The sequence below is a fragment of the Nitratireductor indicus C115 genome (genome assembly GCF_000300515.1).
GTDB lineage: Bacteria > Pseudomonadota > Alphaproteobacteria > Rhizobiales > Rhizobiaceae > Nitratireductor > Nitratireductor indicus.
This window is the reverse complement of the sequence record NZ_AMSI01000034.1, coordinates 1-14,036: the sequence shown is the minus strand read 5'-3', so window position 1 is coordinate 14,036 and position 14,036 is coordinate 1. Positions and strand designations below refer to the sequence as shown.

Sequence of the window (14,036 nt, the reverse complement as noted above, 5' to 3'; positions counted from 1 at the left end):
ATGGAGGCGGTGCCGTTCGGCTCAATGGAAAAGGATGGCTGGTCCAGTTCGCACTCGGTCAACCACCTGATAGTCCGGCCCCATGAAGGCTTTCCAGACCCATCCCTTGGACCCCTTCACAGTGCTGTCGAGGTAGGAAACATATTCCTCATCGATACCGGAAAGCGCGAACACCACATCGTTGATCTTCACTTCGGTATCTGCCGCGCCGAGCTTGACCGATCCGAGCCGGCCCACGCCCTGCCATTCCACCCCGTCATGGTCGAGCAGCCCGAGGCCATTCCAGAGATAGACCGGCCCGTCCGTGTGATCGAGCTTCACAAGCACCACATCCGTGACATTGCCGGAGCGGAGCACCTGGTCGAGCGTCCAGCGGCGGCGCTTACTCGACATATGGAACCTCTATGGCAGAGATGGACGCCTGCCCCGTCGAGAACGCCCGCTCGATGATACCCTGATCGACATCGGCCAACACAAAACGGCCAGTCGGCTTGTGGAGATTGATCTGGTCTCCCACAACAGCAGGCTTCCAGAGCTTCCATGAAAGCAGAACACGGGCATCCCCGTTGCTATCGGACAGTGCATCATCCATCACGCGATAGAGATTGCCGCCGACCTCGAACTTGTCGCCTTCCTTGAACACCGTTGCGTTAGGAACAAGCCCGGTCATAAGGATACTGTCTGCATAGCGCGGCGCATTCTCGCCAACATAGGCAAGCGTTGAGCCCCCATCGATGTGATATTGCCCATCGATCAGATAGGCGCCGTCGATCACATATTCGCCCTGGCTTTGCCTGCCGTCTGGATAGATCGGGTTCCAGATGCCGGCCCCGACACCGCGAGGGTAGACGCACCACGGGTCCCAAAGACGAAATGCGACCGAACTTCCATCCAGGCGGTCAATGAAGGTCTCAAACCGGTATCGTCGGTCGACCCTTCTGTTTCTGAGAAAATCGGCGGCTTGCACGGTCGGCACCCATAGTTTTTGCCGGATACCACCGGAGCGCACCATCGGTGCCCACTGGCTTTGTGCGAACTCGCCAATCGGGCGATGATGGAATGATCCACCGACCGGCAACAGAAGGTCGCATGGCAGGTCAATCGTCTTGCTTGGGAAATCCATGCGCCATCACCTGAAGAAGCCCGGTCGGTTGCGGGACGCAGCTTGTGTTGCTGCGGTCGAGGTATCCACGATGCCCGGCGCTGCAGCTTGTACGATCTTGACCGACTGGCCCGCCGCCTGTTCGAGGATCCTCGCCTCCAGATCGGGAGAGAGCACCACCTGCACGGTTGAATTTCCGCCACCTTGTCCGCTCATGCCCTGCGGCACGCGTAGATCGACCGGGATGCGGCGACCGTCGGGAAGAGGCACGGCGGCCTCCGGCCCAGCCTCGCCAAAAATGGCTGCCGAGCGCGAAACACCACCATTGGCATACCGGGGAAGCGGCACCGGCTTTCCGTTAGCCGCAATGCCACCCTTGGCAAAGCCGAACAGCCCAAGAAGCCCGCCGCCGCCACCCAGACCAGAGAACAGATTGGACAAGGCCATCTCGATCAGTTTGTCGGCAATCTTGTTCAAGGCATTTGAAAGCGCCTCTGCGGCATCAACGCCATTCCGCATGTCACTGATAAACCCGCTGAAAACGTCTTTGCCGAGGTCCCGGAGGTCTTCGGAAGTTTTGCGAACACGCTCCTGTTTCTCAGCCATCCTTTCCGCATCAGCGGAGGCCTGAGCATAGGAAGATGCCAGTTGCTCGATGTTCTGCTCAAGCTGGGGCGTGATGCTGAGCCCCGCTTGCTTGGCCGCATTGATGAGCTCTTGCTTGGCGGCAGCGAATTCAACCGCATAGCCGTAGTCATTGATCAGCGGGTTAAGCTGAGACTGGGCCTGTGTTTCTGCGAGGATTGCTGCGGTACGATCCTGTATCTGCCGGGTTTCGCGCGCAAACGAATCTTCTCGTCCCCTGCGGCTTCCCCGCGAGCCACCTCCAGATTTGCCACTCGGCACACTGAAATCTGAAAGGCTGACCGGGGAAACTGTTTCACGCTCCGGTATGCGCTCGACCTTCCCGCCAGCAACTGGGCTGCTGAGATTATTGCGGTCGGCCCAGTCCCGTAAGGTCTTCTCGGTCAGAGCACCGGCAGTGTCCACGGTATCTGCGAATGCATTGTCGATGCGCTTTTGCAGCGCGCGGGTCGATTGGACAGTAATCGCGCCGCCGAGAAATTCTTTCGAAACAGCACCGCCGGTCAGCATTTCGCCTAGACGATCGGTGCCGAGCGCGGACCCGATAGCAGGAGCGAGATTCCTTACCCACTCGATGCCTTCGCGCAGATCATTCAACCAACCAAGAACCTTGCGGACCTCTTCTCCAAACGCTTCGAAGTCGGTGCCATTGATGACATCCGCCAGCATCTGGAAGGCATCACCGATGCTTTCAGCAGCAAGGGAACCTTTCGCGAAGTCCCGCATCGCGTCAATCGAAGCCGTGCGGACGTTTTCCAATGCCTGGCTGGTCGTGAGCGAAGCGCCAGCAACCTTTTCCTCAAGGATTACGCTACCGGCCTCGAATGCCCGGAAGAAAGCCTCCGAGGATATTTTGCCATCGACTACCAACTGACGAAGCCGCGAAACGGATCCACCCGCCTCTTTCAGACCTGCGGCGGCTGCTTGAGCGATCGGCAACGCGCCCTCAAGAACGGAGTTGAACTCTTCTGCCCGGACAACGCCAGAACCAAGGGCCTGCGACAACTGCAAGATCGCCCCGGAAGACTCTGCCGCCGATTGACCGGAAACGCGCAGCGCGAGCGCGATCTTGTCCGTGAAATTCAGCATCTCTTCTTGGGAGACGTTCAATTCCTTCTGAACAAGCGAAGCTCTGCCATAGAGCGTGACAAGCGTTTCGAGCGGCGCGGCATTCTTGATCGCGCTCTCGCGAAGCCGACCATAGACTTTCTCCAACTCCGCCCCGGAAAGCCCCGCAACCTTCAGCGCGTTGTCAATGCGCGTTGCACTGTCCAGAAGCGTCTGCACGCCTCGGATGCCGCCTGCAACCGCAAAGGCCTTGGTAAGCGTGGAACCAAGCCCGGAGAAGCTCCGGGATAGATTTTTGTTCATCCGTGCGAAACGGGCTTCGATCTGACGGGATCGGCGGTTTGCCGTCTGGTTCGCCTGCGCAAGCTGCTTCTCGAACTTCGCCTGCGTCGCCTCAAGACGAACAATCAGGCGCTCAACATCGGTCGTCATCAGAACCCCTCGATACCCAGTTCGGATAGACGGTCATCGGAAATGTCGGAGCCTTTGGGCTTTACGCCTTTGGCGAGCATGTACCCGTCAACAGCCGCCCCGAACTCCCACAATGTCATTCGTCCGACTTCTTGCCGGAGGATGCCTGCCCATCCGTAGAAACTGGAGAACCGCCACTTTCCGCGCGGGAGAGGTTCGCGCTCGGTTCCTCCTCCCCCGCCTCCGATTCCCCCACGGGATCATCCTCGCTGCCGAACAGGGCGGCTGCTAGGATTGTGCGGGCGGTTAGAACGGACAAGGTGAGCGGCTCGTCCTCGACATGGCGCTTGACCAGATTGCGGGCTTCCGCCTTGTCCATTCCACCGCCTTCCAGCCCGAGCCGGATCGGCTGGATCACGTCATCGACATACCAGCGCCCGGAGGCGAGCCGGTTCATGACGTGGGCCGGGCCTGCATCGCATTTGTCCTGCAGCGCGCGCAACAGCTCAATGGTGAGCAGGAAGGAATGCTCCCCTCCTGCCCACGTGAGGTCAGTGCCCTTCGCCATTAGGTGCCCGATGCGACAAGGGTGCGGGTCGGCACGCCATCGAACTGGCCTTCGATCTCGGCTGAGACCTTCTGACCCTTGGTGCGGGAGTTGTTCAGGTTGGCGAGGATGGCCGGGCCGGCCTCGATGTAGGTATCACCCACCGCGCCATCGTTCTCCGCTTTGACATTGCGAAGACGGCAGTTGAGCGAGGCGCCGGAATACCACCAGTCGAGCATCTTCTCATGGCTCTGGAGTGCCCAAACGCCGGTGCCGGAGAACGTGACCTCCTGCGACCTGACCTGGCGCTCCAGCGAAACCGGCAGGCTTTCGTCATCGCAGTCGGGCACTTCCGACGTGTCGATGTTCGAGGTGCGGTTGATCGTGACGTCGGTCAATCCGCAGATCGCCGCGTAGACGCCGGGCGAACCGGACGCGTCGAACTCAACTTCGAGGATCATCTCCTCATATTTCATTGTCGTGGCGCGTGCCATTTCATTGTCTCCATGCGGGAATAGGCCGGTCGATAACCAGCCGAAGGTGAAGGGCTTTCGCCCGCTCTCAGGTGATGGGCGCTATCCGGCCCGCTTGGCGCGCTTGTAGGCGCGTTTCTGTTCCGGCCTGGGGCTTTTGACCCGATGGGCCGCTCCGGCCTTCACTGCCGCCGCGATGACCCGCTCCGGGTGCTCCTGTGGAATGATTGCCGGTCGGATTTCCTTGCAAACGGCAGCGTCAGGCCGAAAGTCGAAATTGAATGTGCGATGGAAAATTGCCCAGGGCATCAGCTTTCCTCAACTCTGGCTTCAAGAGAAATAGCGGCATGTGAAGTCATCCCGTCAGGATCAGAGAAATAGCGGATGGTAAGAACGCTCATATCTACAAGCGCATTGACCGAAAGGGCACCGGCATATCGGTGCAAAGCCTTTTTTACAGCGTCCGCGACGTTTTTCACTTCTTTGAACCCGCCCTGATATCGCGACCAGCAATCAATCTGCAGGGTCTCAGTCCGGCCTATGATGCACTCTGCATCATCCTCGACAACGTCGGACGGACCAAAGGAGATATAGGGAAACTGCACCCCATCAGGCGCGCGGTCATAAATTCGGTCAGCGACCAAAGCCTGCACCCCGGTATCAGCCATCAGGCGCCCATAGATAAGCGTCTGCAATTCCCATGATGCGCTCATTTCGAACCTTCCTTGATCGCCTTGCGCATCTCACGGGTAATGCGTCCTTTGACGCGTCTCTTCAATGCCCGATAACTCGGGAAGAAGAATGGGGAAGGCAAGTTTTTCTGCGTCCCAAATTCGACCCATCGCGCGTAGTAGGCTTCATCGTTTCCGGCATAGATCGTGATACGTTCACCGCCCCTGTCTGGGGCAGATGATGCGAGGACTATCGACCCCTTAGGAGCATCGGCCCAGGTCCATCCTATGCTGTCGCGAAGATCGCCACTGTCCACGGGCACCAATGATTTCGCCATTGCGACGATTTCATCGGCACCCTTTTCCATCGCCGCCCGGGTGCGTATCCGCACGCGCTCAGGAATCGTTTGGGTCAGCTTGCGATTGAGAGACTTCAGCCCAAGCACCATGCCGAATTCTCAGGGTTGTGGTACATCATAGACGCCGCGCTCGATGGTCATCTCGATATACTCGTTCTTTCGGTCAGGATTGGTTATCGACCGAATGACATAGGTTTCCCCGTCGATCAGGCAGACATCGGCTGCGGTGACTGTGCGCATGAGCGCGAATGATCGGACCTTCAGCGTTCCGGCCACGGATGAGTGCATCCGTCCCGCCTCGATGCGTTCGGACCCGCGTTCTGGCTTGAAGCGTCCGCGGACTTTGACCAAGCCTGCGATGACAGACCAACCGTTTACGGTCCCACCCCCACCGTCCGGCGTTTCCACCTCGCGATAGAAGGTGACGCGATCGCGCAGCGCACCGGGTCCACCCTTTCTCATCGCCAATGCTCCTTGATCCAGTCGACGCCGTCCAGCTCGTGGGGTTTTTGCAGGCCATGGAAATAAACGATCCGGGCATTCCTCAACCCGTGCTTTTTCACGTGGCCTTTGAAACTGACGACTTCGCCGGGAAACAGGTCATCGATGAAGCTGTGCGGGAACTTGCGCACCCACTCCATGTCATTTTCGCCCCGGTGTTGTGTGGCGATCTTTGTCCACCCCGCCGGCACCAGGGCGACACCGTTGCAAGCGATATTCGGATGATACGGATCGCGCGGGAGAGCTTGCGCCTTCGCCGTTTCACACCACGCCGCCAGATGGTCGATGTTCCCCAGAACGACAGTATCGAGGCCCGCTAGGATCATGGGTCCGTCTGTGCGGTAAGCTTCGATGCATGCGCCGTAGTCAGGGCGTTTGGCAAGAATGGCATCCTGCTCAATACCGGGATCGAAGATGCGCGGCCGATCCGTGAAGCACACGAAGCGGAACGGCACAGTCAGATTGCGCCGGAAGCCCCGATAGAGCTTGTGCACCCATTCCTCGTCATACATGCGCGAGAAATCACGGGAACAGCTGTTCGCATCCCAAAGCAGCGTGCAGACCGTCAGCATTGATCGACCAGCCTCATACGTTTCTGGCGACGATCCTGCGGAACCTCGCTCAGATAGCCATTGCGCCGGAACAAGAAACCGTCTGGAACATTGCGATCCACCACCGCGCCTGCCGCGATCACGCTTCCCTTACCCACCCGCACGCCTGGCAGAACAACGGCATTCGCACCAATGGAAACACCATCCTCGATCACAACTGCGAAGCGCTTTCCACCACGCAACCGCGCGTCGTCATAGCCTTCCGTCGAGACCTCCGGCCACATGTCATTGGCCAGAACGACATTCGGCCCGACAAACACGTCGTCACCGACCCAGAAGCCCGGGCCCATCACAACGCCGGAACTGATCTTGCACCTGTTCCCGAATCTCGGCCCGGAAAGCACCGCACTGGCACCAACACTGCAATCCTCTCCGATCCTCGTGCCAAGGATCACCGTGGCGAATTGCCAGACCACGGTGCGCGCGCCAATAGCGACGCCATCGACCAGCGCTTGGGGATGGATGGCTGCCTCTGGATGGATCAACGGAAAATCCTCCGGTTGCCCATCGTACGGATCATCTCAATATCCGGCATCAGTTCATCGAGATCATAAATGCACTGCACCATCCGAATGATGTTGATGCGATCAACCGCGTTTGAAGCGAGGCCAGGATCGTCACCCGAACCGCTCGCGTTCGGCTGGTCATATCCGGCACTGAACCGAACCCGTACCGCCTGCCCTCGCGTGGTCAGTGTCGGTCTGGGAAACGTGTCATTGAACCAGACTTCAACGCCTTCATCGGTGGTGAGGCTGTACCAGTCCGATGCGGAAACCGTCTGCTCCACATTGGCGCTGTCGAGATAGACAACCTCGGTCACTTCCCGAACCGGCGTCACGGGGATGCACAGCGGATCACCCCAGCGGTCAAAGCGATACTCCAGATCCACCGGTGCCATGATGCGTCCAGTGAAATCCTCATAACGCTGTGTCTCTGCCGAGATCAGGCTTTCGAGCCGATCATCGTCATCATCGAAATCGATGCGCAGCGCAAGCTTCACGTCTGCCAGAGGCACGGCAAGAGCAGCAGGAACGGAGAGCCTGATCAGCATTCCATCGCCTCCATAAGTCCCATCTTTGGATAGTTTTTGAGAGCGGAGGTTGGGCTGGCATTGATAACTTCAATGCCGAACTCGCGAATAGCGCCGGCCACAGCATCCATGCAGCGCCGCCAGCGTTCCACATTCCGCTGCGAAGGATTGTTCAAGCCTTTGTGCGGTCCATGCCAATGAAGCCCGAGGTCAACGCGCATGTCGAAGCCGACGAGTATGATCTTGGCCGGCCACATCTGAACCGCGAGATTCAGGCAGTGAAAGCCGGAGTTTCCAGCCCACCCAACAGTTCCAAGCTTCATAAGCTCAAGACCATCATCATGCTTGTTCAAGCCGACTTTCTGAATGCCCCACGGCCTTCGGCATGCAGAGGCATCCACGGACAACTTCAGCCCTTCAAACTCAGGCACGCCCCGATATCTCTCCCACCATGCGAAGTCGCAGGCATAGAGGATGTCTGCCCATGGCACGAGCTGCCAGGAGTTATTGATAGCAATAACCTTGGCGCGGCCATTCACCTGGTCGAGCGGCTGGCCTTCGACGCTTGGCCCCCCGGCAACGATGACGACTGTTTCCCGCCTCCAGTCCGGCCACCATGGCGGGCATCCTTCGAAGGGCGCGCGGATGCCTGCTTAGCTCCCTCCCCGGTCTGGACAGGAACAGCTACGCCGCGCCTCACAAGCTGCTGCGCGATATGATCGTCAACCGTGGCCTCAATCCCTTTTCGGATCTTGCCATAGCTACCGACCATGCTGCGAAGTGGTTTGATCTGCATAGCTCTCTCCTTCGGTTCAGAGAGCGGGCGACCGGAGCCGCCCGCCTTGCTGAACCGACCTTGATTAACCGGAGACGTTGCCGAAATCGCCGGTCACCAGGGCGCCGGGGCGCTTGATGGCGAGGGCGAGGCGTTCCTCGGCGCGGATCGTGAGCATGTTCTTGATGAAGTTGTCGCGATCCTCGCTGGAGATCAGTACCTCCGGATCCATCCGATCATAGATGGTCGCGGCCATGCGGAAGGCGCCGACGAGGAATTCGTCAACGTCCATCGCCTGCGTCTCCAGCACCGGCTTGCCCCACAGGCCCGGCCCATTCATGGCGCGAGGGTTCGCCCAGAGATAGCGATTCTCGCCATCCTTGAGCAGTTCGATACGCGCCCAGTCGGTCGGGTTGATGACGATGCCATCCGCCGGATACTCAGCAAGCGAGGCCTGCAGAAGCGCCAGACGCAGGGTATCGATCATCGTCTCGCCGGAGAGTGCGAACGGGGCTGAATAGGCGGTCGCAGCTGTGACCAGGCCTTCCAGATGCTCGCCGGTGCCGTCACCTTTCAGGATTTCGAGTTCCTCGGCATACTCCAGGCCGTAGCGGAGTTCGCCGTTGATCTCGGTCTGAAGCTGCGCGGCATCATCAAGCGCCTGCCGTGAGACATGCACCCAATGCGCAATAGTGCGCACCGGAGCGTCGGTCTTCTGGTAGACGTAGTTGGATTCCGGCTTTTGCGCACCTTCCGAGACAACCGCCGCATTGTTGGTGCGGGTGATCATCTTCACATACTCGATAAGGTTCGAGCCTGTGCGGCCAGACGGGATCAGGTTGCGGATCGTCATCGCCCGCTTTGGCAGGCTAACGATTTCGGTTTCCCGATCCGACCAGATCAGGTCGCCCGCCGATCCAGAGGCAGAAGTAATTGCCTGCTGCACGCCGATGCGGACTGAACCGCGAGCGCCTTTCGCAACGAACTGCTTCAGGTCATCGCTTTCAGAAACGATCTGGCCAACAGACTTGGCATCGCTCTGACCGGCACCGCGGCGTGCGGCGAGCTTTTGCTCGAGATCCTGATTGCGCGTCTCCAGCGCCTCCAGCTTCTCGCCCAGCATGCTTTGTGCGTCGGTGAGTTTCTGCTGCGTGGCAAGCAACTCATCGGCCTTGGCCTTGGTCTCTTCACCGACTTTGCCAGCATCCTTGGCCTGCTGCATGGCCTGCTCGGCAGTCTTCTTCACATCATCGCTGATGCGCGTCAGTTCCTGCTTCACGTCCTTCAGCAGTTCCTCGATCTTGCCGGGGTTTGCTTCGTTGCGCGGGGCGCCGATCACACCGGCGGGTTGCGCAGCCATCAGGGCCGCGAGGGAATCCCGCGGCATGTTTCGGTGGCCAATGGCAGCTAGTCCCATGGCCGAAAGAGTTCCCCCGTCGCCGAGGAAAGTGGATGCGTGCTGCGCAAGCTCACTTGCAGGCAGGACGCCATGGAAAGCGGCGGCCACGAGCGCAAGCGCAAGGGCTCCGCAGAGAGCGAAGATTTTCATGGTTCACCTGTTTTCGTTTGGCGGTCAGATCGACCGGATTGAAGCGAGGAGGCTTTCAACCTCTGCAATGACGGCAGCGTCCTGCATGCCGGTTGGGACAGCGCCAGGCATGCCCCCTTTCAGAGCGGCAACAAGCTCGCGCCGCTCCGATCTCGATGCACCGGCTCGCGCAAGTAGCGCGTCCAGCTTATGGGCAGCGGATACTTGCCTACCCATTTCATTCTTGGCTTTGGTCGATACTTCGTCCGAGGCAAGAAGACTATCCGCAAAGCCTTGTTCAACCGCATCCGAACCGCCGATCCATGTCTCACGGTCAAGCATTTTACCGAGGTCCTTGGGCGCGATTCCGGTGCGCGCGGCATAAATATCCACGGCCATGGCGTCGAACGGCTCAAGCCAGTCTGCGACATCTCGCAACTGGTGGCGGTCGCCCATTGCCACCACCCATGTGTTGTGGATCATCAGGAACCCGGCCCGTGCAATCTGCACCTCGTCGCCGGCCATCGCGATCACAGAGGCCGCAGATGCGGCAATCCCTAGAACCTTCACCGTCACCTTTGCGGGGTGATCGCGCAGCATATTATAGATCGCGAGACCTTCGAAATAGTCGCCTCCTGGGCTGTTGACGTTGACGACAACATCTTGCTTCCCGATGGACCGAAGTGCCGCGGCTATCCGCTTTGAGGTCACCCCTTCACCCCAGAAGTCCTGGCCGATCACGTCGAGGATAGAAATCGAGTTGTCCGTATCCTCGGCGGCGGCAGCATGAACTTCAGGGTTCCATCGATTGAGGGCCGAAGGCATGACCTCTGTTCGGAGTCCTGGCCGCGCCGAGATTTCCGCCTGCGGCAGCTTACGCATGCTCATCGTCTTGCTTCTCCTGGTTGATGCCCAGCCACGCCATGAGTGCGGCGCGAGCCTGGTTTCCTTCCGTCTGCTGACCGAGAGCATCGAGCGGGACCATTGCGGACTGGACCGTAAGCTTGTCGGCGTTCTGGTCAGCGCTTCGGCTTTGATTGAGCTTCGCGCGACCTTCATTCCGGGTCATCAGGCCGTTGTTGACCATCTGCGACAGGAATGCTGCTTTGGCCTGAGAATCCATTTGCAGAAGCGCTTCACGGTTGAATTCAGCGTAGCGTTTGCGATTGCCTGTCGGGCGGATCAGCTGTTTCTTGATGCGAGCCTCGATACGGTCGCAAATTGGATCGATACCAAGTGTCAGCCAAGCAATGAGGATCGACTCCACGCCGGAGCCCCACATGGTTTGCCCCTGCGCAGCATGGCCAATGATGATCGGAGGAACGCCAAACCAACGGCAGATTTCTTCCACATCGAAGCGACGGGTTTCCAGCATCTGCGCATCTTCGGGATTGAGAGATACGCTTTGCCACTTCACGCCAGCCTCAAGGATGCCGACACCCCCGGAGTTGGAGCTTCCCTGAAGAGGGGACACCAATGCCGCGTGCGCCATCTCACGCTGCTTTTTGTCCAGCACCTGGTCGAACAGAAAGAAGCCTGTAGGGCGCATACCGTTTGCGAACGTTCTACCAGCCGCCTCCTGCGCGGCCATTGCGGCACCAAGTGAATTCGTGCCCGCAGCAATCGGAGACAGTCCCTCATCCGCATTCTTCAGCCCCTGCCCGAAGCCTTTCACATGGAAGACCTTATCGCGGGGCAGGTCTTCTGCCTTCCCGCGGTCATTGACGCGATAGACCAGGGTCCCGTCTGTCAACCGCACGGGTCGGCAATGCGTGCTCATGATAGGCTGTAGAGACGACAATGACCTGCCAACGGTTACCCGTTCTGCATACGCGTTCCCTGTGGTCATCAACCACGCGACAATGCCCTCCCAGAACTCAAGCGGCGTCTGGTCCTCGTTCGGGCTTCCATCTGACCCGATCACATCAGCAATGTCGTCATCAATCTGGACCCGATTGTCACCACCCCTCTTATCGAAAACCTTCAGAGGCAATGAAGAAACAGCTTGAGCGCTCAATTTGATGCATGCCCACGCCGTGGCGACTTGCATTGCGCTGTCGAGTGTTACGACCTTGCCCGCATTGCTGGTGCGGCCGCCAAAGGTTGACCACCCAATTCCATCATTTAGGCGCAGCCTACGCTCCTTCGCCACCTCATCCTTGATGGCGCTGTAGAGCTTGAACGGCGCAGCTGCCGCTTTCACGAAGGCATTCATGCGCCCATCGCCATAATCGGGCTTGCCAGGAAGTCGGTGAGATCCATTTTTGCCTCCGGCTCAAACCTCTTGGCGGTGCCAAGCGCCATCAATGCTGCCTGCAATCCGTCGATCCTGACGGACGCGCCCTTGTTCGATTTCTCTTTGTCGATCTTCATGTTGCCGGCGGGGTCTTTGACCGTGATGGCATTCGCCACGCACGAATTCAGCACTGGGTTCCCGTCATGGCGCAGGCGACCAGACAGAGCGAGCTCAACGAAAAACTCAATCGCCGGAGAAATGTCCTTGAACCCTTGACCGTATGGCTCGAGCGGCAAATCAACGCCCTCATCGGCCATGTCGACCTTGAAGTCATCAACGCGCCACCGGTCGAAACCAATCGCCTGGATATCGAAAAGCTGCATCAACTCGCGAAGCTGCGAGGCCATATATCGAAACTTGATCACCGGCCCCGGCACCGCGTTGATATGCCCGGCCTTGATCCAGACCCGAAACAGTTCCCGCTCCCGGTCCCGCCGCGCGGCCATTTGACCTTCCGGGGTCCAGAAGAACGAGAGCAAATCAAAGCCCGGTTCTGCCTGTCCATCAGGGAACGCCAAGACGAGCGCCGTAAGATCGTGCTTGCCGGACAGATCGAGACCGCCAAAGCACTTTCGCCCATGAAGGTCCGCCACATCGATCTCCGATTTGCAGGCCTCCCAGATCGGACGTGTCACGATCCGATTCTCTGCGTTCCCGTCGATCCTCTGGTTGAGGCGCAGGTTGCGATAGCGGGCCTCGAACATGGGAACACGCCGCGCTTGCTCCGCCTCCTTCACGATGTCATCGAGATCAAGAAACACACCGGCGGCCGGATTGCATTTCTTGATCGTCTCAGGCGCGAATGGATCAGCATCCAGAGGCGCGGTGCGCAAATCCACAATGATGCTTTCGTCGTGCCCTTCCAGTGCATCATCTATGAGCAACGACAATGGATGATCGTCGGTCGGCGCCTGGGTGGAAATCACCATTCCCAACGCGGCCTTTCGCTTACCCATCGCGGTGCGAAGGTTCTCCAGAAGCTCACCATCCCGCGCCTGGGCAAGCTCGTCATAGACCCAATACGATGGAGCCAGACCATGCGCCCGGCGGGCATCGGCGGAAAGCGCCTCATAGATCGAGCCAGCCCCGTCTCCCTCAAGAACCTCCATGCGCTTGTGAAAACGCTGCGGGTTCACGCGCGCCGCAAATTCCGGCACCGCGATGATGATGGCCTCCATCTCATTGAAGATCAGTCCGGCTTGCTGCCTGTCGATGGCTGCGGAATAGACCTCGCCGCGAGGCTCGCTCTCCGGCCCGAGCAAATGGCAAAGAGCCAATCCAGAGATAAGACCGGTCTTCCCGTTGCCGCGCGGTTCCGACTTGATCGCGATGCGCACGCGGTTCACACCCGACCGCCCATATACCGCCTTCACGAATTCCCGCTGTTCGGGCAGAAGGCGCATTCGCTTGCCCTGCAGTTTCCCCTTCGTGATCGGTAGGAACTCGAGGAATGCAATCACGCGCTCGACGCGGCTGAGACCCTTCTTCTTCCATGGGAGCCGACGCTTAGACTTCTCTGCCTGCTCACGCGCCAGCCTTGCCCGCGTGGCGCCAGGCCCGCGAAGTCCCATTCATCAATCCTTGTGATTGGAAGCGCGAAAACTATCAGCCGCGCGAAACTAATTCTGTTCGAGACTCCCCGCGCCGGTCCCTAAGCCCATCGATCTGGACTTTTTAACCACCCCCCCCCATCTAGGATGTCCGCCTTTCAGGCAGGGGAAGCCATGGAGAGGCATTTCAGCTTTTGGCGCATCTCTGACTGTTTGCAGGGTGGCGCTCGTCTACGGGCCATCCATCGGCCCCTATCTCGGTCGAGTATCCCATGCGTTCTTCGCTTTGGGCGTCTCGGTCATGACATGGAGCGCATAGGCTTTCGAAGGGCCCGGCGTAGAAGGTGGCCGGGCTTTCCTTACTGGCCTTGTCTACATGGTGGCAGACTGTGGCTTTGGTGATGATCCCGCGCTTAAAGCACCATTCACATACCGGCTTGGCTGCAAGCTGCGCGTCTCTCACCCTTGA

The 14,036-nt window shown here is 59.0% G+C and carries 17 protein-coding genes; all 17 read right to left on the bottom strand.

Annotated elements, in window-relative coordinates:
• Positions 1-21 precede the first annotated feature (21 nt).
• Positions 22-393: a hypothetical protein gene (locus NA8A_RS23560; protein ID WP_009452948.1), complete on the bottom strand. Its 372-nt coding sequence runs from the start codon at positions 391-393 to the stop codon at positions 22-24.
• Positions 383-1,123 (bottom strand): hypothetical protein, encoded by a 741-nt coding sequence (locus NA8A_RS23555; protein WP_009452947.1) that lies wholly within the window; start codon positions 1,121-1,123, stop codon positions 383-385. Before NA8A_RS23555 ends, NA8A_RS23560 begins: the two co-directional genes overlap by 11 nt.
• Positions 1,124-1,129: 6 nt before the next feature.
• Complete coding sequence (locus NA8A_RS24515; RefSeq protein ID WP_157174163.1) at positions 1,130-3,034, bottom strand: tape measure protein; 1,905 nt, start codon at positions 3,032-3,034, stop codon at positions 1,130-1,132.
• A gap of 328 nt (positions 3,035-3,362) precedes the next feature.
• Positions 3,363-3,794, bottom strand: coding sequence for a gene transfer agent family protein (locus NA8A_RS23545; protein WP_009452945.1), 432 nt, complete (start codon positions 3,792-3,794; stop codon positions 3,363-3,365).
• On the bottom strand, positions 3,794-4,267 hold the full coding sequence (locus NA8A_RS23540) for a phage tail tube protein (RefSeq protein ID WP_009452944.1): 474 nt from the start codon (positions 4,265-4,267) through the stop codon (positions 3,794-3,796). The genes NA8A_RS23545 and NA8A_RS23540 overlap by 1 nt, the downstream gene beginning before the upstream one ends.
• A gap of 81 nt (positions 4,268-4,348) precedes the next feature.
• Entirely contained in the window at positions 4,349-4,555 is a 207-nt protein-coding gene (locus NA8A_RS23535; protein ID WP_009452943.1) for a hypothetical protein, read from the bottom strand.
• The gene (locus NA8A_RS23530) at positions 4,555-4,959 is read right to left on the bottom strand and encodes a DUF3168 domain-containing protein (protein ID WP_009452942.1); all 405 of its coding nucleotides are present in this window, start codon (positions 4,957-4,959) and stop codon (positions 4,555-4,557) included. The genes NA8A_RS23535 and NA8A_RS23530 overlap by 1 nt, the downstream gene beginning before the upstream one ends.
• On the bottom strand, positions 4,956-5,366 hold the full coding sequence (locus NA8A_RS23525) for an HK97-gp10 family putative phage morphogenesis protein (protein WP_009452941.1): 411 nt from the start codon (positions 5,364-5,366) through the stop codon (positions 4,956-4,958). Before NA8A_RS23525 ends, NA8A_RS23530 begins: the two co-directional genes overlap by 4 nt.
• 9 nt (positions 5,367-5,375) lie before the next feature.
• Positions 5,376-5,738, bottom strand: a complete 363-nt coding sequence (locus NA8A_RS23520) for a phage head closure protein (RefSeq protein ID WP_009452940.1) — start codon at positions 5,736-5,738, stop codon at positions 5,376-5,378.
• On the bottom strand, positions 5,735-6,349 hold the full coding sequence (locus tag NA8A_RS23515; RefSeq protein WP_009452939.1) for a hypothetical protein: 615 nt from the start codon (positions 6,347-6,349) through the stop codon (positions 5,735-5,737). Before NA8A_RS23515 ends, NA8A_RS23520 begins: the two co-directional genes overlap by 4 nt.
• Entirely contained in the window at positions 6,343-6,873 is a 531-nt protein-coding gene (locus NA8A_RS23510; protein WP_009452938.1) for an acyltransferase, read from the bottom strand. The genes NA8A_RS23515 and NA8A_RS23510 overlap by 7 nt, the downstream gene beginning before the upstream one ends.
• Positions 6,870-7,439 carry a head-tail connector protein gene (locus tag NA8A_RS23505; protein WP_009452937.1) on the bottom strand — a complete coding sequence of 190 codons (570 nt, stop codon included), beginning with the start codon at positions 7,437-7,439 and terminating at the stop codon, positions 6,870-6,872. Before NA8A_RS23505 ends, NA8A_RS23510 begins: the two co-directional genes overlap by 4 nt.
• On the bottom strand, positions 7,433-7,957 hold the full coding sequence (locus NA8A_RS23500; RefSeq protein ID WP_009452936.1) for a hypothetical protein: 525 nt from the start codon (positions 7,955-7,957) through the stop codon (positions 7,433-7,435). The genes NA8A_RS23505 and NA8A_RS23500 overlap by 7 nt, the downstream gene beginning before the upstream one ends.
• A 321-nt stretch (positions 7,958-8,278) precedes the next feature.
• The gene (locus NA8A_RS23490) at positions 8,279-9,742 is read right to left on the bottom strand and encodes a phage major capsid protein (RefSeq protein WP_009452933.1); all 1,464 of its coding nucleotides are present in this window, start codon (positions 9,740-9,742) and stop codon (positions 8,279-8,281) included.
• 24 nt (positions 9,743-9,766) lie between these two features.
• On the bottom strand, positions 9,767-10,603 hold the full coding sequence (locus NA8A_RS23485) for a head maturation protease, ClpP-related (protein WP_240532848.1): 837 nt from the start codon (positions 10,601-10,603) through the stop codon (positions 9,767-9,769).
• On the bottom strand, positions 10,596-11,936 hold the full coding sequence (locus NA8A_RS23480; RefSeq protein WP_009452931.1) for a phage portal protein: 1,341 nt from the start codon (positions 11,934-11,936) through the stop codon (positions 10,596-10,598). Before NA8A_RS23480 ends, NA8A_RS23485 begins: the two co-directional genes overlap by 8 nt.
• Positions 11,933-13,588 (bottom strand): terminase large subunit, encoded by a 1,656-nt coding sequence (locus tag NA8A_RS23475; RefSeq protein WP_009452930.1) that lies wholly within the window; start codon positions 13,586-13,588, stop codon positions 11,933-11,935. The genes NA8A_RS23480 and NA8A_RS23475 overlap by 4 nt, the downstream gene beginning before the upstream one ends.
• Between the last annotated feature and the right edge of the window lie 448 nt (positions 13,589-14,036).